This window comes from Caballeronia temeraria (genome assembly GCF_001544795.2).
In the GTDB taxonomy this organism is placed as follows: domain Bacteria; phylum Pseudomonadota; class Gammaproteobacteria; order Burkholderiales; family Burkholderiaceae; genus Caballeronia; species Caballeronia temeraria.
On the sequence record NZ_FCOI02000001.1, the window covers coordinates 417,220 to 441,376 of the forward strand.

25 protein-coding genes, 1 tRNA gene and 1 riboswitch are annotated in these 24,157 nt (G+C 63.5%); of the genes, 14 read left to right on the forward strand and 12 right to left on the reverse strand.

The window, feature by feature from the left end; translation table 11 throughout:
- Positions 1–6: 6 nt before the first annotated feature.
- The 4 genes from AWB76_RS42630 to thiC all read right to left on the reverse strand — a co-directional run bounded on the left by AWB76_RS42630 (position 7) and on the right by thiC (position 3,489).
- Positions 7–135 carry a hypothetical protein gene (locus tag AWB76_RS42630; RefSeq protein WP_279616382.1) on the reverse strand — a complete coding sequence of 43 codons (129 nt, stop codon included), beginning with the start codon at positions 133–135 and terminating at the stop codon, positions 7–9.
- A gap of 250 nt (positions 136–385) precedes the next feature.
- Positions 386–748: a hypothetical protein gene (locus AWB76_RS01940; protein ID WP_244173194.1), complete on the reverse strand. Its 363-nt coding sequence runs from the start codon at positions 746–748 to the stop codon at positions 386–388.
- Positions 749–1,089: 341 nt separating this feature from the next.
- Entirely contained in the window at positions 1,090–1,269 is a 180-nt protein-coding gene (locus AWB76_RS01945; protein WP_374729905.1) for a YMGG-like glycine zipper-containing protein, read from the reverse strand.
- A gap of 288 nt (positions 1,270–1,557) precedes the next feature.
- Positions 1,558–3,489 carry a phosphomethylpyrimidine synthase ThiC gene (gene thiC, locus AWB76_RS01950; RefSeq protein WP_061158424.1) on the reverse strand — a complete coding sequence of 644 codons (1,932 nt, stop codon included), beginning with the start codon at positions 3,487–3,489 and terminating at the stop codon, positions 1,558–1,560.
- 148 nt (positions 3,490–3,637) lie between these two features.
- A riboswitch (TPP riboswitch) is annotated at positions 3,638–3,779 on the reverse strand.
- Between the two features lie 220 nt (positions 3,780–3,999).
- Between thiC and AWB76_RS01955 the strand changes: the two genes are divergently transcribed.
- The 3 genes from AWB76_RS01955 (at position 4,000) to AWB76_RS01965 (ending at position 6,740) form a co-directional block, all read left to right on the forward strand.
- The gene (locus tag AWB76_RS01955) at positions 4,000–4,938 is read left to right on the forward strand and encodes an EamA family transporter (RefSeq protein WP_061158425.1); all 939 of its coding nucleotides are present in this window, start codon (positions 4,000–4,002) and stop codon (positions 4,936–4,938) included.
- 153 nt (positions 4,939–5,091) lie between these two features.
- A complete protein-coding gene (locus AWB76_RS41980) occupies positions 5,092–5,508 on the forward strand; it encodes a glycosyltransferase family protein (RefSeq protein WP_061158426.1) in 417 nt (138 codons plus the stop codon).
- A 449-nt stretch (positions 5,509–5,957) separates the two neighbouring features.
- Positions 5,958–6,740, forward strand: coding sequence for a DUF4397 domain-containing protein (locus AWB76_RS01965; RefSeq protein WP_061158427.1), 783 nt, complete (start codon positions 5,958–5,960; stop codon positions 6,738–6,740).
- A gap of 192 nt (positions 6,741–6,932) precedes the next feature.
- On the opposite strand, the gene AWB76_RS01970 is transcribed toward AWB76_RS01965, so the two are convergent.
- Positions 6,933–7,067, reverse strand: a complete 135-nt coding sequence (locus tag AWB76_RS01970; RefSeq protein ID WP_016344885.1) for an entericidin A/B family lipoprotein — start codon at positions 7,065–7,067, stop codon at positions 6,933–6,935.
- A 188-nt stretch (positions 7,068–7,255) separates the two neighbouring features.
- Entirely contained in the window at positions 7,256–8,761 is a 1,506-nt protein-coding gene (locus AWB76_RS01975; RefSeq protein WP_061158553.1) for a sensor histidine kinase, read from the reverse strand.
- Positions 8,762–8,910: 149 nt separating this feature from the next.
- On the opposite strand from AWB76_RS01975, the gene AWB76_RS38840 reads away from it, so the two are divergent.
- From AWB76_RS38840 to AWB76_RS01990, 5 genes are all read left to right on the forward strand, one after another.
- Complete coding sequence (locus tag AWB76_RS38840; protein ID WP_074171271.1) at positions 8,911–9,087, forward strand: DUF1328 domain-containing protein; 177 nt, start codon at positions 8,911–8,913, stop codon at positions 9,085–9,087.
- 53 nt (positions 9,088–9,140) lie between these two features.
- Positions 9,141–9,302 (forward strand): DUF1328 family protein, encoded by a 162-nt coding sequence (locus tag AWB76_RS38760; protein WP_008350559.1) that lies wholly within the window; start codon positions 9,141–9,143, stop codon positions 9,300–9,302.
- 196 nt (positions 9,303–9,498) lie between these two features.
- Positions 9,499–10,074: a ferritin-like domain-containing protein gene (locus AWB76_RS01980; protein WP_061158428.1), complete on the forward strand. Its 576-nt coding sequence runs from the start codon at positions 9,499–9,501 to the stop codon at positions 10,072–10,074.
- A 99-nt stretch (positions 10,075–10,173) separates the two neighbouring features.
- Positions 10,174–10,806 (forward strand): response regulator, encoded by a 633-nt coding sequence (locus AWB76_RS01985; RefSeq protein ID WP_061158429.1) that lies wholly within the window; start codon positions 10,174–10,176, stop codon positions 10,804–10,806.
- A 47-nt stretch (positions 10,807–10,853) separates the two neighbouring features.
- Positions 10,854–11,294 carry a response regulator gene (locus tag AWB76_RS01990; protein ID WP_244173195.1) on the forward strand — a complete coding sequence of 147 codons (441 nt, stop codon included), beginning with the start codon at positions 10,854–10,856 and terminating at the stop codon, positions 11,292–11,294.
- Between the two features lie 15 nt (positions 11,295–11,309).
- On the opposite strand, the gene AWB76_RS01995 is transcribed toward AWB76_RS01990, so the two are convergent.
- Positions 11,310–12,110: a phosphodiesterase gene (locus tag AWB76_RS01995; RefSeq protein ID WP_061158431.1), complete on the reverse strand. Its 801-nt coding sequence runs from the start codon at positions 12,108–12,110 to the stop codon at positions 11,310–11,312.
- Positions 12,111–12,145: 35 nt separating this feature from the next.
- Entirely contained in the window at positions 12,146–12,502 is a 357-nt protein-coding gene (locus AWB76_RS02000; protein ID WP_061158432.1) for a hypothetical protein, read from the reverse strand.
- 200 nt (positions 12,503–12,702) lie between these two features.
- Between AWB76_RS02000 and AWB76_RS02005 the strand changes: the two genes are divergently transcribed.
- Positions 12,703–12,987 carry a hypothetical protein gene (locus tag AWB76_RS02005; protein WP_061158554.1) on the forward strand — a complete coding sequence of 95 codons (285 nt, stop codon included), beginning with the start codon at positions 12,703–12,705 and terminating at the stop codon, positions 12,985–12,987.
- 111 nt (positions 12,988–13,098) lie between these two features.
- Complete coding sequence (locus AWB76_RS02010; protein WP_061158433.1) at positions 13,099–13,311, forward strand: hypothetical protein; 213 nt, start codon at positions 13,099–13,101, stop codon at positions 13,309–13,311.
- A gap of 62 nt (positions 13,312–13,373) precedes the next feature.
- On the opposite strand, the gene AWB76_RS02015 is transcribed toward AWB76_RS02010, so the two are convergent.
- Positions 13,374–13,458, reverse strand: a tRNA-Leu gene (locus tag AWB76_RS02015).
- Positions 13,459–13,586: 128 nt separating this feature from the next.
- Between AWB76_RS02015 and AWB76_RS02020 the strand changes: the two genes are divergently transcribed.
- Both AWB76_RS02020 and AWB76_RS02025 read left to right on the forward strand, forming a co-directional pair.
- Complete coding sequence (locus AWB76_RS02020; RefSeq protein WP_061158434.1) at positions 13,587–14,171, forward strand: TMEM175 family protein; 585 nt, start codon at positions 13,587–13,589, stop codon at positions 14,169–14,171.
- Positions 14,171–14,623 (forward strand): metallophosphoesterase family protein, encoded by a 453-nt coding sequence (locus AWB76_RS02025; protein ID WP_061158435.1) that lies wholly within the window; start codon positions 14,171–14,173, stop codon positions 14,621–14,623. Before AWB76_RS02020 ends, AWB76_RS02025 begins: the two co-directional genes overlap by 1 nt.
- A 61-nt stretch (positions 14,624–14,684) precedes the next feature.
- Here AWB76_RS02025 and proP read toward each other — a convergent pair whose 3' ends face one another.
- The 3 genes from proP to argA form a co-directional block, all read right to left on the reverse strand.
- Entirely contained in the window at positions 14,685–16,160 is a 1,476-nt protein-coding gene (proP, locus tag AWB76_RS02030) for a glycine betaine/L-proline transporter ProP (RefSeq protein ID WP_061158436.1), read from the reverse strand.
- A 682-nt stretch (positions 16,161–16,842) separates the two neighbouring features.
- Complete coding sequence (locus tag AWB76_RS02035; protein ID WP_061134749.1) at positions 16,843–17,115, reverse strand: oxidative damage protection protein; 273 nt, start codon at positions 17,113–17,115, stop codon at positions 16,843–16,845.
- A 55-nt stretch (positions 17,116–17,170) separates the two neighbouring features.
- Positions 17,171–18,541 (reverse strand): amino-acid N-acetyltransferase, encoded by a 1,371-nt coding sequence (argA, locus tag AWB76_RS02040; RefSeq protein WP_061158437.1) that lies wholly within the window; start codon positions 18,539–18,541, stop codon positions 17,171–17,173.
- A 22-nt stretch (positions 18,542–18,563) separates the two neighbouring features.
- Between argA and hrpA the strand changes: the two genes are divergently transcribed.
- Together hrpA and AWB76_RS02050 are read left to right on the forward strand one after the other, a co-directional pair.
- Positions 18,564–22,970, forward strand: a complete 4,407-nt coding sequence (gene hrpA / locus AWB76_RS02045) for an ATP-dependent RNA helicase HrpA (protein ID WP_244173196.1) — start codon at positions 18,564–18,566, stop codon at positions 22,968–22,970.
- Positions 22,971–23,086: 116 nt separating this feature from the next.
- Positions 23,087–24,100, forward strand: a complete 1,014-nt coding sequence (locus AWB76_RS02050) for a YVTN family beta-propeller repeat protein (protein ID WP_061158438.1) — start codon at positions 23,087–23,089, stop codon at positions 24,098–24,100.
- Positions 24,101–24,157: the final 57 nt, after the last annotated feature.

Below are 24,157 nucleotides of genomic sequence, written 5' to 3' on the forward strand. Positions count from 1 at the left end.
CGTGACTCAGCCCTCGGCGATGGCGCTCGGCGCGCGATCATCGCGACCGGCGGATGGCGTCTGGCGGAACACCCACACGGTCAACAGGCCGAGCGAGGCAAGCATCCACAACAGGAAAAACATAAAGGCCATCATGTCCGATCCCCCGATACGGAAAAATGCGCGGTTTATCGCCGTTGCAGCGCGATATGGAGGAGCTATATAGCCAAAACCGTGCCAATCATCTGGCGAATAGTGCCGAAGCCTTGTCGGATAAGGAAAGTGCGCTGGCGCACGATCGGGCGACTTGCGCTCAACGGCGTGCGTCGATTAGAAAATGTTGCAGCAGTGTTACGCCGGCTGTGCGCAAACGTTTTGTTGATCGCGCCGTGCGTAACGTAGACGCTCAGTGTCCGTGACCGCCGCCTCCGCCGCCATGCCAGCTCGTACCGCCACCGTGCCAGCCGCCGCCACCGCCATGCCAGCCGCCACCGTGCCAACCGCCGCCATGCCAGCCGTGGCCCCAGCAGCAACCGCCGCCGCCCCAGTAGCCGAAGCTGAACGACACCGCGGGATAGCCGTATCCATACCCGTAGCCGTAATAGGCCGGATAGCCGTAATACGGGTAAGCGGCATACGGCGGGTAATACGGATAGGGATACGGAGATGTCTGGTAGTAGTCGGAATAGGGCGAGCCGACGGCGTACTCGTACTGCGGCGGCAGCGTGGCGGAAGAAGTGGGCGTCGCCACCGTGCCGGAAGCGGGCACCGTGAATTCCCGCTGGGTATACGCAGCGCCGACGACGGGAGCCGGCGGGTAAGCCGGATAGGCCGAATAAGCCGGATAACCGTAAGGGTAGTAGCACCCGCTGAGAAGAAGCCCAACGGCGAGCGCTGCGACGGCCGTTCTGGGTCCGGAGATACTGCGGGCGGAAATCATGACGCTACTCCTTGCGTTACGGCTCGCGGACCTTTTGGAATCGGAAGAGATGGGCCGTTAAGAAGCAGCTTAGTCGAAGGCAGCGAGAGAGGCGCGCGGCTTCATGTCACAAAGCATTACGGGCGCGCCTTTCTGTAACAGAAATGAAACAAGGCTCCGTTCGTGTCTCTTTATTTGCCGACCTGATTGCCGATGATCCCGCCGACTGCCGCGCCGCCCAAGGTCGAAAGTGCGCTGCCACCGATCACTGCCCCGCCCGCCGCGCCCACGCCGGCGCCGATGGCGGTATCCCGTTGACGTGTGCTCATGTCGCCGCAAGCGGTCAGTCCTCCCAGAAACGCAACGACCATTGCGGCGGCGCCGATCTGTTTGATGTTTTTCATGTCGACTCTCCAATTCGATGATGAGATGAATCGGCTTCGGTTCGGCCGCGGCGACGACCACTCGCGGCGCGGCCGTTTCGGCGTTGATCCGAAAACGTTTTATTGCCGGTTCGCCCAGTCGATCAGCAGAAAAGGTGCCCGAATCGTCGTATGAACCGCTCTTTCAAGCCAGGCAAGGCTTTGCGGCGCATGCGCATAAAAAAACGGCCTGCCGCAGACGCGCTGCGACAGGCCGTTGTCAGCAAGTTAGAAGGATCAAGTCGGCTGATAGATTTCCGAACCCTTCTTCACGAACTCGATCGCCTTCGTCTCCATGCCCTTCGCGAGCGCTTCGTTTTCGCTGACGCCTTGCTTCGCCGCGAAATCGCGCACGTCCTGCGTGATCTTCATCGAGCAGAAGTGCGGGCCGCACATCGAGCAGAAATGCGCGACCTTGGCCGAGTCCTTCGGCAGCGTCTCGTCGTGGAATTCGCGCGCCTTGTCCGGATCGAGGCCGAGGTTGAACTGGTCCTCCCAACGGAATTCGAAGCGCGCCTTCGACAACGCGTTGTCCCGCACCTGCGCGCCCGGATGACCCTTCGCGAGATCGGCCGCGTGCGCCGCGAGCTTGTACGTGATGATGCCTTCCTTCACGTCGTCCTTGTTCGGCAGGCCGAGGTGCTCCTTCGGCGTGACGTAGCAGAGCATCGCGGTGCCGAACCAGCCGATCATCGCAGCTCCAATGCCCGACGTGATATGGTCGTAACCCGGCGCGATATCGGTGGTGAGCGGCCCGAGCGTGTAGAACGGCGCTTCGTCGCACCATTCCAGTTGCAGGTCCATGTTTTCCTTGATGAGCTGCATCGGCACGTGGCCGGGGCCTTCGATCATCACCTGCACGTCATGCTTCCACGCGATCTGCGTCAGTTCGCCGAGCGTCTTCAGTTCGCCGAGCTGCGCTTCGTCGTTGGCGTCGTAGATCGAGCCGGGGCGCAGGCCGTCGCCGAGCGAGAACGAGACATCGTATTGCTTCATGATTTCGCAGATGTCTTCGAAGTGCTCGTAGATGAAGCTTTCCTTGTGATGCGCGAGGCACCATTTCGCCATGATCGAGCCGCCGCGCGACACGATGCCCGTCATGCGGTTCGCCGTCAGCGGCACGTATTGCAGACGCACGCCCGCGTGGATCGTGAAGTAATCGACGCCTTGTTCCGCTTGTTCGATGAGCGTGTCGCGGAAAATTTCCCACGTCAGGTCTTCTGCCTTGCCGTTGACCTTTTCGAGCGCCTGATAAATCGGCACCGTGCCGATCGGCACCGGCGAATTGCGGATGATCCACTCGCGCGTTTCGTGGATGTGCTTGCCGGTGGAGAGGTCCATCACCGTGTCGCCGCCCCAGCGGATCGCCCAGGTCATCTTGTCGACTTCCTCGCCGATGGAAGAAGTAACCGCCGAATTGCCGATATTCGCGTTGATCTTCACAAGGAAGTTGCGGCCGATGATCATCGGCTCGCTTTCCGGATGATTGATGTTCGCGGGGATGATCGCGCGGCCGCGCGCCACTTCCTCGCGCACGAACTCGGGCGTGATTTCCTTGAGTGCGTCCTTGCCGAACGCGGCCGCGCCGAAGGCTTGCCCCGGATGCTGTCGGCCCATCATCGCGGCGAGCTTTTCGCCGTTCGGACCGCTTTTCTTCAGGCTTTCGAGATACTCCGCGCGACGCTGGTTCTCGCGAATCGCGATGTACTCCATCTCCGGCGTGATGATGCCCTGGCGCGCGTAGTGCATCTGCGAGACGTTCTTGCCGTCAATGGCGCGGCGCGGATGGCGATGCAAACCCGGAAAGCGCAGCTCGGCGGTTTTCGGGTCGGCGGCGCGCTCGCGGCCGAAATCGCTCGACAGGCCGGCGAGTTCTTCCGTGTCGCCGCGCTTTTCGATCCACGCGCCGCGCAGCGCGGGCAGGCCGGAGCGGATGTCGATCGTCGCGTCGGGGTCGCTGTACGGGCCGGACGTGTCGTACACGTAGACGGGCGGATTCTTCTCGCCGCCGAAGCCATCGGGCGTGTCGGACTGGCTGATTTCGCGCATCGGCACGCGGATGTCGGGCGTCGAGCCTTCGATGTAGACCTTGCGCGAGTTCGGCAGCGGCGCGATGGCGGCGGCATCGACGACGGCGTTCTCGGACAGGAATTTCGGGTTGGCATTCATGTGCTGTCTCTCCTGTAGGGATGGTTTATTTGCCGATGCACAACGACGCACGAACGAACGCCGTCGAGCTCGGCTGATTCAGGAGCTAAACAGGGAGGAACGAGATGGAAAGGTACGGGTTCGGTTGAAGTGGTGCGGATGCTGCGGACCTTGGAACCCGAACGCTTCCCTGCGCTGGCATTATCCAGATCAGGTTCAAAGGGTATTTCTCACCCACGCCACACGAAGCGATTGCGTCGATGAAACCCGGCGAAGTCGCGATGTGCAACGCAGGACCCCCGCGTTAGCAGCCGACACGTTACACCGTGGCGTGGCGTCTTGGCAACCATTCGTAAAGATGTGCAAACGCGTTGCGTGCTTACTGCATAATGTCGGGCGCTGCGGATCTTCGGGGTTTTCCCGGACATCGCGCGGCCCGTCCTCGCGCAATCGCACTTCTTCCGTTTCGTCATGTCGTCCAGTCTGGTTTTTCCCGCAGTCGTCCGGCGCAGCGCCGTCGCGGAGTAATGCATGTCCGCTCTTCCGCCGCCGCGTCTGCCGTTCAGTTTCCCCGACCGTTTCCCGTTTCGTGCGCCGCGCTCTTTCAAAGGGCAAGTCGCGCTCGCGCTGACGGTCGTCTATCTCGTGTGGGGATCGACGTATCTCGGGATTCATCTCGCGCTCGAATCCTTTCCGCCACTGATGCTCGGCGGGCTGCGCAATCTGTTCGCGGGCATCGGGCTTTTCGCGATTGCGGTGCATCGCAAGGCGATGTGGCCGAGCGTGCGGGAAGTGCGCAATGCGGCGATCGTCGGCACGTTGCTGGAGGGGCTTTCGAGCGGGATGATGGCCTACGGCATGCGCACGGTGGGCACCGGCACGGCCGCGGTGATGGTCGCCACGGTGCCGCTTTTCGCGACCATCTTCACCGCGTGTAGCGGGCGCGGCGTCGCGAAAGGGGAGTGGTTCGCGGTGGCGCTGGGGCTCGTCGGCATCGTGTTGCTGAATCATGGCGATCCTTCGCCCAGTTCGACGGCCGGCACGCTGGCGATCCTGTGCGCCGCGATCTTCTGGGCGGGCGGCGCGCATCTGGCGACGCGTCTGCCGCAGCCGTCCGATCTGCTGATGTCGACAGCCCTGCAGATCGGGCTGGGCGGACTGATCGCGACGGCTATCGCGTTTGCGTCGGGGGAGCGGCTTTCGCACGTCGGCGTCGGCGCGGGCGCGTCGTTCGTGTATCTCGTCGTGATCGGTTCGATGGCGGCGTATGTCGCTTATAACTTTCTGATTCGGAATACGAGCGCGATCGTCGCGACGAGTTGTCTCTATGTGAATCCGGTCGTGGCGGTGATGCTCGGGGCGGTGCTGCTCGGTGAGATCGTCACGCAGTGGACCGTCATCGCGACGGTCGTGATTCTCATGTCGGTCGGGTTGTCCTTCTGGTTCGATCAACAGCGGCGCGGGCTGTAGGACGCGGCAAAGCCCTCTGATGGCGCCAGAAGTAAAAGATTGCGCCTATCGTTGCGAATGGGCCGCCATCCAAAGAGAATGCCGGGAAAACTTGCGCGGCCGAGCTTGCATCGATGTCACAAAAACGCGTAGGAATCCAAAGGAAATAAAATCATGGCCACCCGCGTCATCAGTTTTTTTGCGGACGATAGCGCGCGCGCATCGTTGCTGAATCATCGCCGCTACTGCGAGCGGCAGGGATATACGCACGAGTATGTCGACGCGAGCGCGATTGGCTGGCCGCAATTGCGAATTCTCATGAAATTGCAAGTGCTGCGGCGAGCGCTACGTGCTTGCGCCGAAGGCGATCTTGTCCTGCTCCTGACGCAGGACTGCTTGCTGAAGGGCGATATCCGATGTGAAACATTGATGGAGAACCGGAAATCGGACTGGATTGCGGCACTGAACAACGAGTCGAGCAGACGGTCAGCGAATTCCCGGACAAGTCGTTTGTCTATGCGAACGGCGGCGACCAGGAGGTTTTTATTAACGCCATTCAGCGGCTTGGCAAAACCGCTGAAAACGAATTAGTCGGCACGGTGAGCAGATCAGTCGAGAGCTGGACTCGAGCGGCTGCTGATTCGCCGACGCGACCTGGGAAGTCATGACGCGGTGTGCCGACATCGCGCGACGTGCCCGGTTTCGTCATTTGTAAGATTTCGCCACCAACCGCTCCTTCCTCCGCCGCACACGCGTCCTTCTTTCCGGTCTCCCGAAGTAATCCTCTAACGAATGAAAAGCCTTATGTGACAAGGCTTTGCGGCGTCCCCGCTCGCCCACGCACCGATCAAGGGCACGTCGATTGCTCGATTCGGTCGCCGTCACGGCGGAGTCATCGAAATCGAATAACACCGCTGACGGTCAAGGTCGGTCAACAAGGGAGAGTCCCGGCCTCGTGCCGATGCGCGTCACCGGCATCACGCAAGTCGTCAACGCCGCGGACTCAAAGAACGAATAGAACCAAGAGAATAGGTGGAACCATGAAGCTCATCCGCACTGCTGCCGCGCTTGCCGCCGTCGCCTCTTTGCTGTCCGCCTGCGGCGGAAGCTCCGACGACGTCGGCAAGGAAATCGGCGTCGCTCAGCCGCAGGTTCATTTTGTACACGCGATTCCGAGCGGTCCGAACGTCGACTTCTACGACAACGGCAAGATCCTGCAGCCGAATCTCGCCTACAAGGCAGTGACCAACTTCGCGAACATCGACACCGGCCAGCACAACTTCTCCTATGCGGCCGTCAACACGACGACGCAACTCGCCACCGACACGAGCATCTCGAACGCGGCGAAAGGGCATGAGTACACGGTGATCGCGCTGCCGGACGCGGGCTTCGTGCCGTCGATCGCGGTGATCGACGATCCGTTCGACAAGGGTCTGCTGTCGGCCAGCGCGCGGGTGCGTGCGTTCAACGCATCGACCAATGCGCCGAACCTCGACATCTATCTCGTCGCGCCGGGCACGAACATCTCGGGCGTCAGCCCGACGATGGCAGGCGTCGCCTACAAGAACGCCGTGCCCGCGACCACGCAGGATTCGATCTACGTCTCGGGCGGCACGTATCAGCTCATCGCGACGCTGCCGGGTTCGAAGACGCCGGTGTACAAATCGGCGTCGTTCGATCTCGTCAACAACGCGGACTGGCTCGTGACGACGCTGCCTTCGGGCAATGCGGCATCGCAACTGGTGCCGGAGAAGATTCGCGTGCTGGTCGCGCAGGGCGGCAACACGCAGCAGCCGGCGCTGGAATTGCCCGACACGCAGTGAACTGAAGCACGTTAGAAGAAACCGAGCCCGGCCGAACGAAACAACATTGGCCGGGCCTTTTTGCGTCTCCCGCAGCCGGCGACGACGCAAAAAAAATCCCGCCACCGCAAAGGTGGCGGGAAGACAGGGAACTACATCAACGCTATGGAACGCCTGAGAGAAGACGCCGCGACGACGCAGCGCCTTCGCGTATTACTTATGCTCCTCCGCCGAATTCGAGATGGCCTGGCCACCCTTCGAGATGTCCTGGCCGGCGCCCGAAACGGTGTTGCAGCCCGCCAGAGCCGCCGTGCCGGCGATGAGGAGCAGAGCGATGAGTCGAGTCATGTTGTATTCCCCTTGGAGTTGAAATGCGTGACAGGAATGAGGTTCGCGCATCGTGTGTGGTTGGCGGACGCTTGCCGGACGTCCTGCCTTACCGGTGTGATCAATCATAAAAAAGCAGCCATTCCGACGATGTAGGCAGGCATGCGATTTTCGTGTCGGCGGGGTCCGCATTTCGCGTCGGCATCGTCCTACGCCGACGGCGTTTCGATCGTCACACCGCCGCTGCGTTCGCGTGGCATCGACACGCTGATCGCCGTGCCGTGCGGCGACGTGCGCTCGATCTCGAAGCGCCCGCCGCGCGCCGACACCCGTTGCCGCATGCCGACGAGCCCATGCGTCTGCGTACGCTTGAGATCCTGCGGCCGGATGCCGATGCCGTCGTCGGTGATCGAGAGCGACACGTTGGTGTCATCGACGGAAAGCGCCACACGTATGCGGCTCGCGCGCGCATATTTCGCCGCGTTCGTGAGCGTCTCCTGCGCGACGCGAAAAAGCGCGATCTCGATCGCTTCGCCGAGCTTCACGTCCTCGCCCGGCAGATCGAATTCGATGTTCCAGCCGTTGCGTTGCGCGGCTTCATCGGCGAGCGAGCGCAGCGCCGTAACCAGACCGAAGTTGGCGAGCACCGTCGGGCGCATGTCCTCGATGATGCGGCGCTTCAACGCAATGCCCTGATCCAGATTGCCGAGCGCGCGCGCGAGTTTTTCGGCCATCGCGGGCTCGCTGTCCTTCAGCTTGCCGCGCACCCACGCGACATCCATCTTGCTCGCGGTGAGGATCGAGCCGAGTTCGTCGTGCAGTTCGCGCGCAAGCTCGGTCTTTTCGTTTTCGCTGACCGACTGCAAGTGCCACGCGAGCGCTTCGAGCTGGCGCGTGCGCGCGAACACCAGTTGATCGAGTTCTTCCTGCTGCGTGATGAGCGCCTTCTGCACGCGCGCCTGTTTATCGAGTTGAATGCCAAGATTGCGAAACAGCAGGATGAACAACACGATGTTGAGCGCGCACAACGCGCCGACGCAGAGCGTCGAGATGCGCTGATCCGCGCGGCTCGCGTCGAGCGCATGTTGCGCGCGCTGTTCTTCGTTCAGGCGCAGCAGCGACAGCGCCGCATCGAGCGTCGCGCTCGAGTCGGGCGGCGGCAGGGCGAGCGTGTTGTCGCGCGCGGCGGCTTCGCTGGGCGGACCGGCGAGACGCACCGTGCCTTGCGCGATTTCATCGTCGGCGGCGGCGCGGATCTGCGCGAAGCTCGCGAGCGCGGTGTCGTCGCCGATACGCCGGTAATACGCATCGAGCGATGCCAGCGTGCGCCGCACGCGCCCGGCGGCTTCCCGGAAATGCGTCTGATACGCGCCGTCGGCTTTCAGCGCGAAGCCGCGCTCGTCGGCGGTGAGCGCGGCGATATCGGCGGCGAGCATCGAAAGTTGAGCGGTCGCGCCTTTCGCTTCGAGCGCGGTCTCGTATTCCGACGCGATCCGCATGCGGCCCGATTCCAGGATGATCAGACCGCCCACCGTGATGACGATCGCGACCGTCATCGCGACCGCCCAGCTATAGCGGCGCATCCATTCGTTGAAGCGCGTGGCGCGGCGCGCGATGCCTTCCGGCGCGGGCGGCACGGCGGGTTCGTCGGCCGCGAAGAGCGGGGTTTCGTCTTGCGGGATCATCGGTATCGCGGTGGGCGGTACGTGGCTCATGGCGTCGATCGTTCGGCGTTTCACAGCGGGCAGCCGTTTTGAAAGCGGTTGTCGGTGGATTCCCACAGCAAAAAAGGAGCCTGCCCGAATGCGCGCGGCGAAACGCATCGCTACGATGGTTGCGTCATCCATTTTTACGGGGAACGATCATGCTGAAGTGGGCATTGTTTTTTGCGATCGTGGCCGTGATCGCGGGCGTGCTGGGCTTCACCGGCGTCGCCGCCGGCGCGGCTGCCATCGCCAAATTCCTGTTCGTGCTGTTCCTGATCCTGTGCGTCGTGTTTCTCGTGCTCGGCTTCGTCATCACGAAAAAAGCCATCGATTAGCGCCGGTCTGATCGCATCGACAAAACGTATTCAACAACGCTGAAGGAGGTCACATGCTTCACTACGCTGCCGTCTTCTTCGTCATCGCCCTTATCGCGGCCGTGTTCGGATTCACGGGCATCGCGGCCGGCGCGGCGGAAATCGCGAAGATTCTTTTCTTCATTTTTCTCGTCGTCTTCGTCGTCACCTTGCTGCTCGGCGTGTTCCGAACGTGACGCACGCCCGGGCGAAAGCCAAGCAGCATCAAGCCGCGCGCGGGTTGCACGACCGTCGCGCGGCTTTTTCGACGGATCAGGCATGGTGCATGCATCGGCGTTTCTGATTGGATAGCAGGACTCTATGTCAGCCCGATGCACAAAGAGCCTGCGCCAGCGAAACGTCATCTCACCCAATACAGAGGAGCGAACCCAAATGTCCAAATCGTCTGCTGTTAAAGCCGCGCCGAATCAATCCACGGATGCCTTCGTTCTCGATGTCGAGAAAATTCGCGCCGACGCGCGGCAGCACATGGACGAAGGCGCCGTGACGACCGGCTATGGCGCCGACCGCGAGACCGTGCTGAAGTTGCTGAACGACTCCCTTGCCACGGAAATCGTCTGCACGCTGCGCTACAAGCGCCACTATTTCATGGCGAAGGGCATCCATTCGGAAGCCGTCGCACAGGAGTTTCTCGAGCACGCGAACGAGGAACAGGAGCATGCCGACACGCTCGCGGAACGCATCGTGCAACTGGGCGGCGCGCCGAACTTCGCGCCGGACGGCCTCTCGTCGCGCTCGCACTCCGAGTACAGCGAAGGCAAGGATCTGATCGACATGATCCGCGAAAATCTGATCGCGGAGCGCATTGCGATCGATACGTACCGCGAGATCATCCGCTATCTCGGCGACAAGGATGTCACGACGCGGCGCATCTTCGAAGACATTCTGGCCGTCGAGGAAGAGCACGCCGACGACATGGCGGACCTGCTCGAAGGGCGCAACGGATGATGAGGACGATGCCGCCGGACACGCGCCGCGCGTGCCCGGCGCACGCATGACATGGCCGATCCCCTCCTGGAAGAACGTCCTGCCGTACGGACCACGCGAATGATTCGAGTCTTGATCGCCGACGACCACGCCATCGTGCGCAGCGGGTTCAGGCAGTTCGTCGTGGACGAGCCCGACATGGAAGTCGCCGCCGAAGCCGCGACGGGCGATGAAGCCATCGCGCTCGTGCGCGCGCAGGCGTTCGACGTCGTGCTGCTCGACATCGCGATGCCGGACAAGAACGGCGTCGACACTTTGCGCGTCATCAAGCAGATCCGCCCGGAGCAGGGCGTGCTGATGCTCTCGGGCTTTCCGGAGAGCCAGTACGCGATCAACCTGCTGAAAGCGGGCGCGAACGGCTATCTGAACAAGGACGCCGCGCCCGATGAAATCGTGCGCGCGATCCGCACGGTGGCGCGGGGACATCGGTATCTGTCGGAGTTCATCGCGGATGCGCTCGCCGACAAGCTCGACAAGCCCGCCGCCGAGCGGCCGCACGAGCTGCTGTCCGAGCGCGAATTCCAGATTTTCTGCAAGCTCGCGGGCGGCCGTCTGCCGACGGAAATCGCGCAGGAACTGCATCTGTCGGTGAAGACAATCAGCACGTACCGCGCGCGCGTGCTCGAAAAAATGCGGCTCGCCAACAACGCCGACCTCACGTATTACGCGATCAAGAACGGTCTGATCGAGTAGCGCCGCATCGTTCGACATCCGCGAGAGCACTGCCGGAGGCGCCCGCCGTGGGCAATCACATCAGCACTGACGACCGAATGGAGCAGCCGGACGCGCGGCGGGCGCCGCTCGCCGTGTTGCTGATCGAGGATTCGCCGCTCATCCGCCGCAGCCTGACCGAGGCGATCGAAGCGCTCGGGCCGTGGCGCGTGACCGCGTTCGCCGATGCGCCCGACGATGCCATCGCGCTTCTGTCGTCGCAGGCGTTCGATGCGGTGATCGTCGATCTGCAACTGAAACGCGGCTCGGGCATTGACGTGCTCGCGTGGCTCAAGGAGTCCGGCGCGCCGCGTTCGCCGCGCGCCTTCGTCGCGGTTCTGACCAACCATGCGCTGCCGACGTACCGCGAGCGTTGCCTGCAATTCGGCGTGCGCCACTTCTTCGATAAATCCCTCGAATTCGATCGCGTCCTCGACGCGCTCCACGACTACGCGCGCGAGCGGTCCTGACGCGCTAGGCCGCCGTCAGAACGGCTGCGGCCCGCCGCCCTGTTCGACGCTCATGCAATGCGTGACGAGACCGACACCCGCGCGCCACAGATGCAGCCCGAAGGCGGGCGGCTCCATGACGAAGGCGTCGGGGCCGCCGGGCTTCAGTTGCAGCGCGACCTGATGCGCCGTCGACGGCGCGCACCACACGATCGTGCCGCCGAAGCGCGTGGTGATCGCGCGATGCACATGCCCGCACACGATCCGCTCGACATTCGGATGACGCCGCACGAGCGCGTCGAGGGCGCGGCTGTCGTCGGGGGCGAGGCGGATTTCGTCCATGAAGCCGATGCCGCATTCGATCGGCGGATGATGCATGCCGATCAGCACCGGGCGGTCGCGGCAGGCGTCCAGTTGCGCTTCGAGCCAGGCGAGGCGCGTCGCGCAGAGGCGGCCGCCGCCGGAGCCGGGATCGAGCGTATCGAGCGCGATCACGCGGACTTCGCCGGCGGCGAACGTGTAGTGCAGGTAGCCGTCATGGCCCGCGAGTTCGGGGCGATCATCGAACACTGCGCGCAGATTCGCGCGATCGTCGTGATTGCCGGCCATCAGGCGCCACGGTATGGCGAGGCGCCCGAGCAGCGTGCGCAGATGCCGGTATTCCTCGATGCCGCCCGCATCGACGAGATCGCCCGTGACGAGCACGGTATCGGGGCGTGGATCGAGGCTATTGAGGACGTCGATCGCGCGGGCGAGATACGCGGCGGTATCGACGCGGCCGTAGGCGAGCGTGCCCGGCGGCGTGATGTGCAGATCGCTGATCTGGGCGAGCAGCATGCGCTTGACTCTCCTCGTCGCGGACGGTGCCGGGCTTATTCGTCGGATGCGGCGGCCGGCGGCTTCGGCGCGAGCTTCGCGGGGACGAGCCACTGGAAGCCGGTCATCGACGTTTCGCTGAACGTGCATTCCGCAGCCGCGGGCACGGGCGACGGTTTGGTGGCCGGCGGCTTCGGCGGATTCTGGATCGTGCCGTGCACGATCACCCGCGAGCCATGATAACTCGCGCCGGAACCGGTGATCTTGAGGGGCGCGCTCGCGGCGTCGGGATACTCGGCGCGCACCTTGTCCTTGCAGGCATCGACGTTCTTGTAATAGGACGTGCAGCCGGTGAGACCGGCAAACGAAAACGCAAGCAGGACGGGCAGCAGGTGGCGGGTGCGATGGTTCATCGATGAATTCGGTGGGTGCCCGCTGCGGCGAGGCGCGGCGGGGCGTAATGAGAGGTCAGGCGGAGCTTTATAACATGCGTGCCGCAGTGCATCACTGTAGTGCATTGCGGCGCGTGACCGCTTGTTTTGTGCAGCGATGCGGTAGCACAATCGGCACTGTCATTCGACCCGCGCGTTCCTCATCGATGGAGACGACCGCCATGCAGAAGGACATCGAAGTAGGCGATTACCTGCTCGCCATGCAGACCGTGCCCAGGCTGCTCGAGGCCGAAGGCGACGCCGACGCGGCCCCGTCGGAGGGTTACGCGATCCGCGTGCGCGTGACACGGATCGACCGGAAGCCGGTGCACGGTTCCAAACTCGCCGACGATTCCGGCGAGATGACCGGCGACCGTGGCCCGTTCGAGACGGTCGCGGAGGCGATCGCGCACGGCGAGGCGTGGGGACGGCATTACGTCGCGCGCGTGCTGGGGCATGCGGTGTAGACGGTTTCGCCCGCGAAAGAGGGGATCGGTTCCCCGCGTCGGGCGGGTGCAGCGAGCGGGCGCGCGTCGCTAGACTCGGGTTTTATCGACCGGACCATCGCGGAGGCCGTCATGACGCCCGTAGCGCTCTACATCACCCCGCATTACATCGCTTCGGTGCGTGGCGGCAAGGCGCGCGACAGCTTTGGCGGGACGGTGCGTTTCGTCGGCGTTGACGCGCTGCCGTTCGACATCGAGCACGTGTGCCTGCTCGAACGCGATACGGCGATCGAGGCGCTGATCGATGCGGTGAGGGACGCGGAGCGGTTGTTGAACGCGGTGTGAGAGACGCATTCTTCGAAGTCCGACGCGGTTGGTGCGCGCCCTGCATGCGCGTTGATACTTCCTGGTGCCGGGGACCGGACTCGAACCGGCAAGCCGTGAGGCGGCGGATTTTAAGTCCGCTATGTTTACCAATTTCATCACCCCGGCAGGGCGGACGCGATTCTACCATTGCGCGCCATCGCGCCAAAGCCGCGCCAGTCATCGAACTGCAAGCCGTTCGACAAGATTTCGACCCTCACGCATAATCGGCGGCACCGATCCAGCGCGAGGACACGATGGGCAAAACCCGGCTCGAAGCATTCAGCGATGGCGTGATCGCCATCATCATCACGATCATGGTGCTGGAGTTGAAAGTGCCCCACGGCGAGGACTTCGCCGCGCTCGGGCCGCTTTTGCCCGTTTTCTGCGCGTACGTGCTGAGCTTCATCTACGTCGGCATCTACTGGAGCAATCACCATCACCTCTGTCACGCGATCCGGCGCGTGAACGGCCGCGTGCTGTGGGCGAACCTGCATGTGCTTTTCTGGCTGTCGCTCTTTCCGTTCGCGACCAACTGGATGGGCGAGAACCATCTGAGCCCGGTGCCGACCGCCTGCTATGGCTTCGTGCTCTTCATGACGGCCGTCGCGTGGTACATCCTCACGCGCACGCTCGTCGCGATGCACGGCGAAAACTCCGCGCTCGAACGCGCGGTCGGCGCGGACCGCAAGGGCAAGCTCTCCGTCGTGCTTTATCTCGTCGCGATCGCCGCGTCGTTCTGGCAGCCGTGGATCGCAGCGACCATTTACGCGCTCGTCGCCGCCGTGTGGCTCGTGCCGGACCGGCGCATCGAACGCATTCTCACGAACGAAGAAGCGTGATGCGCATCGGGCTCATCTCCGATACCCACAACCTCGTGCGCCCCGAAGCGCTCGACGCCTTGCGCGATTGCACGCACATCATCCATGCGGGCGATATCTGCAGGCGCGACGTGCTCGATACGCTCGCGCCCCTCGCGCCGCTCACCGTCGTGCGCGGCAACAACGATCTCGCCGACGACCTCGCGCACTTGCCCGAGCATGCGCGCATCGAACGCGGCGGCGCGACGATCCACGTCGTCCACGATATCGCCGATGTGCCGAAGCAGCTCGACGGCATCGATGTCGTCGTGACCGGTCATTCGCACAAGCCGCTCATCGAACGACGCGGCGGCGTGCTCTTCGTGAATCCCGGCAGCGCGGGGCCGCGCCGCTTCAGATTGCCGATCACGCTCGCGCTGCTCGATATCGATGACGGCAAGGCCGAAGCGCGCATCGTGTCGCTCGTGACATAAAAAAAGGCCAGCGCAACGCACTGGCCTTTTCCATTCGATCGAAGCTGAACGAGCTGAACGCTTACGCGCGCACCGTGCCTTCCGGGAACGCATCGTCCATCTCGGCGGCTTCACGATGACCCCGCAGGATCGCATGCGCTTCCGCATTCGACGCCACCGCCGGCGGCGAGCCCTTCAGCGGCTTCTTCGCCGTCTCGTGCAGCGCGAGCACCGACACGATGCCGATGATCGACGCGCCCATCAGATAGTACGCGGGCATCATCAAGTTGCCGGTCTTGTCGACGAGCCATGCCGTGACGAGCGGCGTGGTACCGCCGAAGAGCGACACCGACACGTTGAAACCGATCGCGAGCGCGCCGTAGCGGATCTTCGTCGGGAAGAGCGCCGGCAGCGACGACGGCATCACGCCCGTGAACGTCGAGAGCAGCGCGCCGAGAATCATCATGCCCGCGAAAATCGACGGGACCGTGCCCATGCGGATCAGCGTGAGCGCGGGAATCGACAGCACCAGCAAGCCGATACAGCCCGCGAGCATCACCGGCTTGCGGCCGATCGTATCCGACAGTCGGCCGGCGAAGAGCGTGAGCGGCATCATCAGCACCATCACGACGAGCACGATGAACAGGCCGTGCGTCTCGTTGAACTTGAGCGTCGCCGACAGATAGCTCGGCAGATACGACAGCGCCATGTAGTCGGTCACGTTGAAGATCAGCACGAGGCCCACGCATTGCAGCAGCGGCTTCCATTGCTGGATCAGCGTCTCGCGGAACTGCTGCTTGGTCGTTTCGTGCGACACGGCCTCGGCCTTCTCGGCTTCGCGCTGGAACGCCGGCGTTTCTTCGAGCTTCATCCGGATGTAGAGACCGATCAGGCCGAGCGGGCCCGCGATCATGAACGGAATGCGCCAGCCCCACGACAGCAGGTCTTTCTCCGACATCACCGCCGTCAGCACCGCGACCACGCCCGCGCCGAGCACGTAGCCGACGAGCGTGCCGAACTCGAGGAAGCTCGACATGAAGCCGCGCTTCTTGTCCGGCGAGAATTCGGCGATGAAGGTCGCCGCGCCGCCGTACTCGCCGCCGGTGGAGAAGCCCTGCACGAGACGCGCGACGAGCAGCAGCACCGGCGCCATCACGCCGATCGATTCATAGCTCGGAATGATGCCGATACAGAACGTGCCGACGGCCATCATGATCATGGTCATCGCGAGCACGCGCTTGCGGCCGATGCGGTCGCCGAGCGGGCCGAACACCATGCCGCCGATCGGGCGCACGAGGAACGCGGCCGCGAACGTGCCGAAGGTCGCGAGCAATTGCGCGGCCGGGCTGCTCGACGGGAAAAACACCTTGCCGAGCGTCACGGCGATGTAGCTGTACACGCCGAAGTCGAACCACTCCATCGCGTTACCGATGGCCATGGCGCCGACAGCGCGCTTCAACAGGGACTGATCGACGATCGTGATGTCGTCGAGGGTGAGACCGGACTTCTGACTGGATGAATCGTGTGTGCGCCAAAGGCCCTCGTGAAGGGAAGACATAGTTCGAAAGACTCCGTATTCGATCCCGAAAGCTCAGAAGAACCTCGGGTGCGTCGCCGCGGAGGACGGACGCAAATTGCCGGGACAGTGCAGTTTCGAGACGGCAACGCGAACGCTTGAAGACGAAAGCAAAGGCTTTGCGCGACCTCGGCCGAGCGGCTCGAAGTCGATGAGCGAAAAGAAACGCGGTGCCGGTGCCTCGCGCGGGTGTAGTCGCGAAATTGCACTCGGGGATGAAGCAAACGAGTTTGACGTGCGGACGGCGAACGCAGCGCTGAATGGCTGAGTTGCCGCGGATGGGCCGCGACGTCGGCGATAAAACAACGTGAGACGAAAAAGGCCGGCGTGAGTCTGGCAAAACCAGCTAGGAAACCGACGCGCCTCTTTGTATGAAAACTGTCACTTCCGCGCTATGGCCCGAAGCGTGCTCCGGAAACATTCACGCGTGAATGATGGTGAATTGCTGTTGATAACGACCAAGATGATAACACGATGACAGACGATGTGCAAACCGGCTCGTCTAGGCAAGTGCGCGGAACCGGCGCTGAGCCTTGCCCGGCTTAGGATTGCGCCGAGTTTGCACAGCACGAACCGATGTACTAAGCGGAACAATTTTCCGGCACGCGGACAACAAAAAACCGGCCACGGGGGGCCGGTTTTTCAGTGCGATAACCGCGCGATCTCAGCTTTGCGGCGGCACGTAGCCGGACGCCGTATCCGCGCCTTCGCCGAAGAAATACTTTTCGGTCTGCTTGATCAGATACTGACGCGCGCGCGGATCGGCCATGTTCAGGCGATTCTCGTTGATGAGCATCGTCTGCTGTTTGAGCCAGCCTTGCCACGCTTCCTTCGAGACCGTTTCGTAGATGCGCTTGCCGAGTTCGCCCGGCAGCGGCGGGAAATCGAGTCCTTCGGCTTCCTTGCCGAGTTTCGCGCATTGAACCATTCGAGCCATTGTGAGTTTCTCCTGTATCGGGGACGAAGCGCCGTTCGCGCTTCTCAAATCGTGTTCAAAGCTGTTTCATCAGGACGAGCGACTTGCGCTGCCAGTTGTAGAGACGCCGGCGATCCTCGGGCAGATCGTCCACGGTCACCTTCACGAAGCCGCGTTTCAGGAACCAGTGCTCGGTGCGCGTCGTCAGCACGAAGATGCGCGTGAGGCCGCGCGCGCGGGCACGTTGCTCGATGCGTTTCAGAAGACGCTCGCCGTCGCCTGAACCTTGCGCTTCCGGCGCGACGGTCAGGCACGCCATTTCGCCGATGCGCTCCTGCGTGTACGGATAGAGCGCCGCGCAGCCGAACAGCACGCCATCGTGCTCGATGACCGAGAAATGGTCGATATCGCGCTCGATCTGGTGACGTCCGCGCCGCACGAGCGTGCCGTCCGATTCGAGCGGCTCGATCAGCGTGAGAATGCCGCCGACATCGTCCGGCGTGGCTTCGCGCAGGCTTTCGAGGTTCTCGTACGAGATCATCGTGCCGACGCCGTCGTGCAGGAACAGTTCGAGCAGCACGCTGCCGTCGAGCGCGTAAGGAATGATGTGGCCGCGCGCGACGCCGCCGCGGCACGCGCGCACCGTGTGCTTCAGATAGAACGCGGTATCGCCTTGCAACTCGCCGCTTTCCTGCAGGCGATACGCGTCGTCGAGCGACATTTCGCGGATCAGTTCGCCTTCTGCATCGACCAGACCGTCGATTTCGGTCACGAAAATGATCTTGTCGGCGCGCAGCGCGATGGCGGCGGCGGACGCGACGTCTTCCATCGACAGATTGAAGGCTTCGCCCGTCGGCGAAAAACCCAGCGACGACAACAGAACGAGCTTGTTCGATGCGAGCGACTGGCGGATGGAGTCGCCGTCGATTTTGCGCACGACGCCCGTGTGCTGGAAATCGACGCCGTCCAGAATGCCGACCGGCCGCGCCGTCACGAAGTTGCCCGACACGACGCTGATGTGCGCGTGCGCCATCGGCGTGTTCGGCAGGCCCTGGCTGATCGCGGCCTCGATGTCGAGACGCACTTCGCCGGCGGCTTCCTTCGCGGATTCGAGCGCGCGGGCGTCGGTGATGCGCAAGCCGTGCGAAAACGACGATTCGACGCCGTGCAGGCTCAGTTGCTCGTCGAGCTGCGGGCGCGAGCCGTGCACGAGCACGACGTGGATGCCCATGGCGTGCAACAGGCCGACGTCCTGCACGAGCGCGTTCAGGCGTCCTTCCTGCACGAGCTCCCCGCCGAACGCGACGACGAACGTCTTGTTTCGAAACGCGTGAATATAGGGCGCAACGGAGCGCATCCAGTCGACGAACTGGGCGTGCGGATTCGGCGCTTCGGGCTCGGCTGCCGGCTGCGTCGCGGTCATCGTGAGGTCGGTTTGGGAATTCATCCCGGGATTATAATGCGACGCTATGCCGAATGTTTCTCGTCCATCACGCCCCGATCAGGCGGCCAAGTCCCAGTCCGCCGACAAATCCCTCGATACTCAGGAGCAGTTGCGACAACTGCGTGAAAATCTGCTGCGCGAAGCGCGGGAGGGGACGGATGCGTCCGATTCTGGCGAAGCGCCGGGCTTGAGCAAGAAGGAACTCGCCGCGCGGCGTTTTGCAGGCGGAAAAGCAGCTTCCGCAGCACCGCCGCAACCAAAAAAGGCCGACGCGCCCCCGAAACCGGTGCAACAACGACAACCGCCCGAGCGGGCTGCGAAAGCGCAGCCGCCGTCGCCGCCGCGTGCGCAGAAACCGCGCGATGCGGCGCAACCGGCTGCACAACCGCGCCCGAAGCGCAACGACGACCGGCGCGAGCAAGCCGCTCGTCCGCAGCGACCCGAGCGGGCCGAGCGGGCCGAGCGGGCCGAGCGCGTTCAGCAGGCGAAACCCGTCGAGGCGCGCAAGCCTGAAGCGCAAACCGCGCCACGCGTCGAACGGTCGGCCGAAGCGCGCGCGCCTCGCGAACCACGTGCGCCGCGCGCGCCGCGCGTCGTCACGCCGAATCCGATTCCGCCGGTCACGTTCCCCGAAGCGCTGCCCGTTTCCGGCCGGCGCGAGGAAATCGCACGCGCGATCGCGGCGAATCAGGTCGTTATCGTGAGCGGCGAAACCGGCTCGGGCAAGACGACGCAATTGCCGAAAATCTGTCTCGCGCTCGGTCGCGGTCTCGGCGCGGGCGGCAGCGGCCTGATCGGGCATACGCAGCCGCGCCGCATCGCCGCTTCGGCGACGGGCCGGCGCATCGCGGAAGAACTCGGCACGCCGTTCGGCGAAGTCGTCGGCTACAAGGTGCGTTTCACCGACAACCTCGCGCCCGGCGCGTCCGTCAAGCTGATGACCGACGGCATTCTGCTCGCGGAAACGCAAACCGATCCGCTGCTGACGGCCTACGACACGATCATCATCGACGAGGCGCACGAACGCAGCCTCAACATCGACTTTCTGCTCGGCTATCTGAAGGAAATCCTGCCGAAGCGCCCCGACCTGAAGCTGATCGTCACGTCCGCGACCATCGACGCCGAGCGCTTCGCGCGCCATTTCGGCAGCGACGAAAAGCCCGCGCCGGTGATCGAGGTGAGCGGGCGGCTGTATCCGGTGGAAGTGCGCTATCGGCCGATCGAAGAGGCAAGCGAGGCGATCCGCAACGCGCAAGGCACGCCGCCGAAGCGCAACGATCGCAAGGCCGATCGCGATCTGATGGAAGCCATCGTCGATGCCGTCGACGAGCTGTGCCGCGTCGGTCCCGGCGATGTGCTCGTGTTCCTGCCCGGCGAGCGCGAAATCCGCGACGCGGCGGAAGCGCTGCGCAAGCATCATCCGCCGCATACGGAGATTCTGCCGCTCTTCGCGCGTCTGTCCGCGCAGGAGCAGGAGCGCGTGTTCCGGCCGTCGAATGCGCGGCGCATCGTGCTGGCCACGAACGTCGCGGAAACATCGCTGACGGTGCCGGGCATTCGTTATGTCGTCGATACCGGCATGGCGCGCGTGAAGCGCTATTCGTATCGCAACAAGGTCGAGCAGTTGCAGATCGAGCCGGTGTCGCAGGCGGCGGCGAACCAGCGCGCGGGCCGGTGCGGGCGCGTCGCGGACGGCGTGTGCATCCGTCTTTACGACGAAGCGGATTTTCAGGCGCGGCCGCGTTTCACCGATCCGGAAATCCTGCGTTCTTCGCTCGCGGCCGTGATTCTGCGGATGAAGTCGCTGCATCTGACGGCGATCGAAACGTTCCCGTTCATCGAGCCGCCGCCGGGCCGCGCGGTCGCGGACGGCTATCAGTTGCTCAACGAGCTCGGCGCCGTCGATGACGACAACGCGCTCACGCCGCTCGGCCGCGAACTCGCGCGCCTGCCGCTCGATCCGCGCGTCGGCCGCATGATTCTCGCCGCGCGCGATCATCACGCGCTCAAAGAGGTGCTGATCATCGCCTCGGCGGTGTCGGTGCAGGATCCGCGCGACCGGCCGATCGAGGCGCAGGAGCAGGCGGATCAGGCGCATCGGCAGTTCGTCGACGAGCGCTCCGAATTCCTGCAATGGACGCGCATCTGGAAGTGGTTCGAGGAAGCGGTCGCGCACAAGAAATCGAACAAGCAGCTCGCCGATGCGTGCCGCGCGAATTTCCTGTCGCACATGCGGCTGCGCGAGTGGCGCGACGTGCATTCGCAGCTGCTGACGGTCGTGCGCGAACACGGCTGGCGTCTGAACGAATCCGATGCGACTTTCGAACAGGTGCATCTTTCGCTTTTGACGGGCTTGCTCGGCAACGTCGGGCTGAAAGCCGACGACGAGCCGCACTATCTCGGCGCGCGCGGCATCAAGTTCCATCTGTGGCCGGGCTCGGCGCTGCTAAAGAAAGCGGGGCGCTGGGTGATGGCGGGCGAACTCGTCGAAACGAGCCGTTTGTATGCGCGCACGATCGCGAAGATCGAGCCGGAATGGCTCGAAACGGTCGGCGCGCATTTGCTGAAGAAATCGCTGTCGGATGCGCATTGGGAGAAAAAGGCCGCGCAGGTCGTCGCTTACGAGCGCGCGACGCTGTACGGTCTGACGGTCTACGCGCGGCGGCGCGTGAGCTTCGGCAGGCAGGACGCGAAATATGCGCGCGAGCTGTTCATTCGCGGCGCGCTCGTCGAAGGCGAATTCGACACGCGCCTGCCGTTCTTCGCGCACAACCGCAAGCTCGTCGCGGACATCGAGCAACTGGAGCACAAGTCGCGCCGTCAGGACGTGCTCGTCGACGATGAACTCATCTACGGCTACTACGATTCGCTGATTCCCGAAGGCATGTGGACGGGCGCGGCGTTCGAGCGCTGGTATCGCGACGAACAGAAGAAAGAGGGCAACGACAAGCTGCTATTCCTGTCGCGCGACGACCTGATGCGCCACGAGGCCGCCGGCGTCACGACGGATCTGTTCCCGAAGCGCATGACGATGTCGGGCATCGAAATGACGCTGACGTATCACTTCGAGCCGGGCTCGCCGCGCGACGGCGTGACGCTGCAAGTGCCGCTCTACGGGCTGAATCAGGTCGATGCGCGCCGCGTCGAATGGCTCGTGCCGGGGATGATCAAGGAGAAGACGCAACTGCTGCTGAAATCGCTGCCGCAGAAGCTGCGCCGTCACGTCGTGCCGTTGCCGGAATACGCGGCGGCTTTTGCCGGGCGTCACGCCGGGCCGAAGTTCGGCGCGGGCACGCTCGTCGATGCGCTCATCGCCGATATTCGCGAGCAAACGCAAATCGCCGTGAAAAGCGCGGATTTCAAGCTCGAAACGCTGCCCGCGCACCTGTTCATGAACTTCAAGGTGATCGACGAGCACGGCCGCCAGCTCGCGATGGGCCGCAATCTCGCGCAATTGCGCGCGGAGCTCGGCGGGCAGGCGCAGCAGCAGTTCCAGAAGCTGACGTCGGTCGCCGCGCTCGACGCGCTGACCGGCGACGCCAGCGCACCGCCGACGCAATCGGCGAGCGAAGGCACGGCGCTCTACGAAAACCTGACGACGTGGAATTTCGGCAAGCTGCCCGAGCTGCTGGAAATCCGCCGGCGCGGGCAGACGCTTTTCGGTTATCCGGCGCTCGTCGATCGCGGCACGCATTGCGACGTCGAAGTGTTCGATTCGCCCGAGGAAGCGGTGCGCATCCATCGTGCGGGGCTGCGGCGCCTTTTCGCGCTGCAACTGCGCGAGCCGATCCGCTATCTGGAGAAGAACCTGCCGGGACTGCGCGAAATGTCGATGCAATACATGGCGCTCGGCACCGCCGACGAACTGCGCGATCAGATCGTCGAAACGGCGCTCGATCGCGCGTGCCTGCAAGACCCGCTGCCCGACGACGACGCCAGCTTCCATGCCCGCCGCGACGCCGCGAAAGGGCGTCTCACGCTGCTCGCGAACGAAATCGCGCGTCTCGCCGGCACGATCCTGGCCGAATACGCGGCGCTCGCCAAAAAATTGGCGCAGGTGAAATCGTTCACGTCGGCGTATGCGGATATGCAGGCGCAGTTGAGCGCGCTCATCGGCAAGCGTTTCGTCATCGACACGCCGTATGCGCAGCTCGCGCATTTCCCGCGCTATCTGAAAGGAATCGCGCAGCGCGCCGACAAGCTCAAGGCCGATCCCGCCCGCGATGCACGTCTCGCCGCCGATCTGCTGCCGCTCGCGCAGCACTATCAGCGCGCGATGTCGCAGCGCGGCGGCGTCGCGGATGCGCGGCTTTCGGAGTATCGGTGGCTGCTGGAGGAATTGCGCGTGTCGCTCTTCGCGCAGGAATTGCGCACGCCGATGCCGGTCTCCGTGAAACGCCTCCACAAAGTCTGGGAATCGATGCAGCGGTAGGTTTTTGCCGAAACCGTGCGCTGAATCAGCGTATTGCGCAAAAAGCCGCACCCCGTCAACGCGCCGCGCGAGGCAAACGTTCTACAATGACGCCTGCTCTCCGAAGCCTAAAATTCATGCGCACTATTTTCCGTTCCGGCCGTTTGCGTGCGATCGCCGCACGCGCAGCCATCGCCACCGGCGCCGCTTTCGTCGCCACCGCAGCCCTCGCCAACAATGTCATCGTGCTCAACTCGGCGGAAGCCACGCTGAGCCTCATCGACGAGAACACGCATCAGGTCGTCGGCACCGTGCCGACGGGTAAAGAGCCGCATCACCTGATGCCGCTGCCTGACAATTCGTCGCTGATCGTTGCGAATTCGGTGTCGAACAACCTGATGTTCGTCGATCCGAAAACCGGCGCGTTCCAGCGCTGGGTGCAGGACATCGAAGATCCGTATCAGCTCGGTTTCTCGCCGGACAAGAAATGGTTCGTGTCCACGGGCCTGCGGCTCGATCGCCTCGATATCTATCATTTCGACGGCAAGAACGTTTCCATCGCGAAGCGTCTGCCGCTCGCGACGATGCCGAGCCATATTGCATTCACCAACGACAGCTCGACGGCGTTCATCTCGCTGCAGGTGTCCGGCGAAATCGCCGCGATCGACCTGCCGACGCAGACCGTGAAATGGAAGATGAAAGTCGGCAAGGTGCCGGCGGGCGTCTGGCTTACGCCGGGCGACAAGTATCTGCTCGTCGGCATGACGGGCGCGGATTATGTAGCCGTGGTCGACTGGCGCAACCAGAAGGTCGTCAAGACCATCACGACCGGCAAGGGCGCGCACAACTTCCGCTCGATGGTCGACGGCAAGCACGTGCTGGTGTCGAATCGCGTCGCGAACACCATCAGCATCATCGACGAGGACACGCTCACGAACGTCGGCGACATCACCGGTCTGCTGCCCGGCCCGGACGACATGGAACTTTCCGCCGACAAGAAGTATCTGTGGGTGACGTTCCGCTTCGCGAAGCACGTCGGCGTGATCGACCTCGCGAATCGTAAGCTGATCGAAACCATCAAGGTCGGACGGTCGCCGCACGGTATTTATTTCTACAACCGTGCGCCGGTGACGGCGCCGAACGGGGCGTAAGCAGACAGGGCGCGCATTCGCGCCCTGTACTACGATTGAGGAAGGGCCGGCGCACCG

What these genes read in the sequence shown, in the direction of transcription:
- AWB76_RS42630 (WP_279616382.1), bottom strand. Translation starts at nt 135, where the DNA reads ATGATGGCCTTTATGTTTTTCCTGTTGTGGATGCTTGCCTCGCTCGGC.
- AWB76_RS01945 (WP_374729905.1), bottom strand. Translation starts at nt 1,269, where the DNA reads ATGGTCGTTGCGTTTCTGGGAGGACTGACCGCTTGCGGCGACATGAGC.
- thiC (WP_061158424.1), bottom strand. Translation starts at nt 3,489, where the DNA reads ATGAATGCCAACCCGAAATTCCTGTCCGAGAACGCCGTCGTCGATGCC.
- AWB76_RS01955 (WP_061158425.1), top strand. Translation starts at nt 4,000, where the DNA reads ATGTCCGCTCTTCCGCCGCCGCGTCTGCCGTTCAGTTTCCCCGACCGT.
- AWB76_RS41980 (WP_061158426.1), top strand. Translation starts at nt 5,092, where the DNA reads ATGGCCACCCGCGTCATCAGTTTTTTTGCGGACGATAGCGCGCGCGCA.
- AWB76_RS01965 (WP_061158427.1), top strand. Translation starts at nt 5,958, where the DNA reads ATGAAGCTCATCCGCACTGCTGCCGCGCTTGCCGCCGTCGCCTCTTTG.
- AWB76_RS01970 (WP_016344885.1), bottom strand. Translation starts at nt 7,067, where the DNA reads ATGACTCGACTCATCGCTCTGCTCCTCATCGCCGGCACGGCGGCTCTG.
- AWB76_RS01975 (WP_061158553.1), bottom strand. Translation starts at nt 8,761, where the DNA reads ATGAGCCACGTACCGCCCACCGCGATACCGATGATCCCGCAAGACGAA.
- AWB76_RS38840 (WP_074171271.1), top strand. Translation starts at nt 8,911, where the DNA reads ATGCTGAAGTGGGCATTGTTTTTTGCGATCGTGGCCGTGATCGCGGGC.
- AWB76_RS38760 (WP_008350559.1), top strand. Translation starts at nt 9,141, where the DNA reads ATGCTTCACTACGCTGCCGTCTTCTTCGTCATCGCCCTTATCGCGGCC.
- AWB76_RS01980 (WP_061158428.1), top strand. Translation starts at nt 9,499, where the DNA reads ATGTCCAAATCGTCTGCTGTTAAAGCCGCGCCGAATCAATCCACGGAT.
- AWB76_RS01985 (WP_061158429.1), top strand. Translation starts at nt 10,174, where the DNA reads ATGATTCGAGTCTTGATCGCCGACGACCACGCCATCGTGCGCAGCGGG.
- AWB76_RS01995 (WP_061158431.1), bottom strand. Translation starts at nt 12,110, where the DNA reads ATGCTGCTCGCCCAGATCAGCGATCTGCACATCACGCCGCCGGGCACG.
- AWB76_RS02000 (WP_061158432.1), bottom strand. Translation starts at nt 12,502, where the DNA reads ATGAACCATCGCACCCGCCACCTGCTGCCCGTCCTGCTTGCGTTTTCG.
- AWB76_RS02005 (WP_061158554.1), top strand. Translation starts at nt 12,703, where the DNA reads ATGCAGAAGGACATCGAAGTAGGCGATTACCTGCTCGCCATGCAGACC.
- AWB76_RS02010 (WP_061158433.1), top strand. Translation starts at nt 13,099, where the DNA reads ATGACGCCCGTAGCGCTCTACATCACCCCGCATTACATCGCTTCGGTG.
- AWB76_RS02020 (WP_061158434.1), top strand. Translation starts at nt 13,587, where the DNA reads ATGGGCAAAACCCGGCTCGAAGCATTCAGCGATGGCGTGATCGCCATC.
- AWB76_RS02025 (WP_061158435.1), top strand. Translation starts at nt 14,171, where the DNA reads ATGCGCATCGGGCTCATCTCCGATACCCACAACCTCGTGCGCCCCGAA.
- proP (WP_061158436.1), bottom strand. Translation starts at nt 16,160, where the DNA reads ATGTCTTCCCTTCACGAGGGCCTTTGGCGCACACACGATTCATCCAGT.
- AWB76_RS02035 (WP_061134749.1), bottom strand. Translation starts at nt 17,115, where the DNA reads ATGGCTCGAATGGTTCAATGCGCGAAACTCGGCAAGGAAGCCGAAGGA.
- argA (WP_061158437.1), bottom strand. Translation starts at nt 18,541, where the DNA reads ATGAATTCCCAAACCGACCTCACGATGACCGCGACGCAGCCGGCAGCC.
- hrpA (WP_244173196.1), top strand. Translation starts at nt 18,564, where the DNA reads ATGCCGAATGTTTCTCGTCCATCACGCCCCGATCAGGCGGCCAAGTCC.
- AWB76_RS02050 (WP_061158438.1), top strand. Translation starts at nt 23,087, where the DNA reads ATGCGCACTATTTTCCGTTCCGGCCGTTTGCGTGCGATCGCCGCACGC.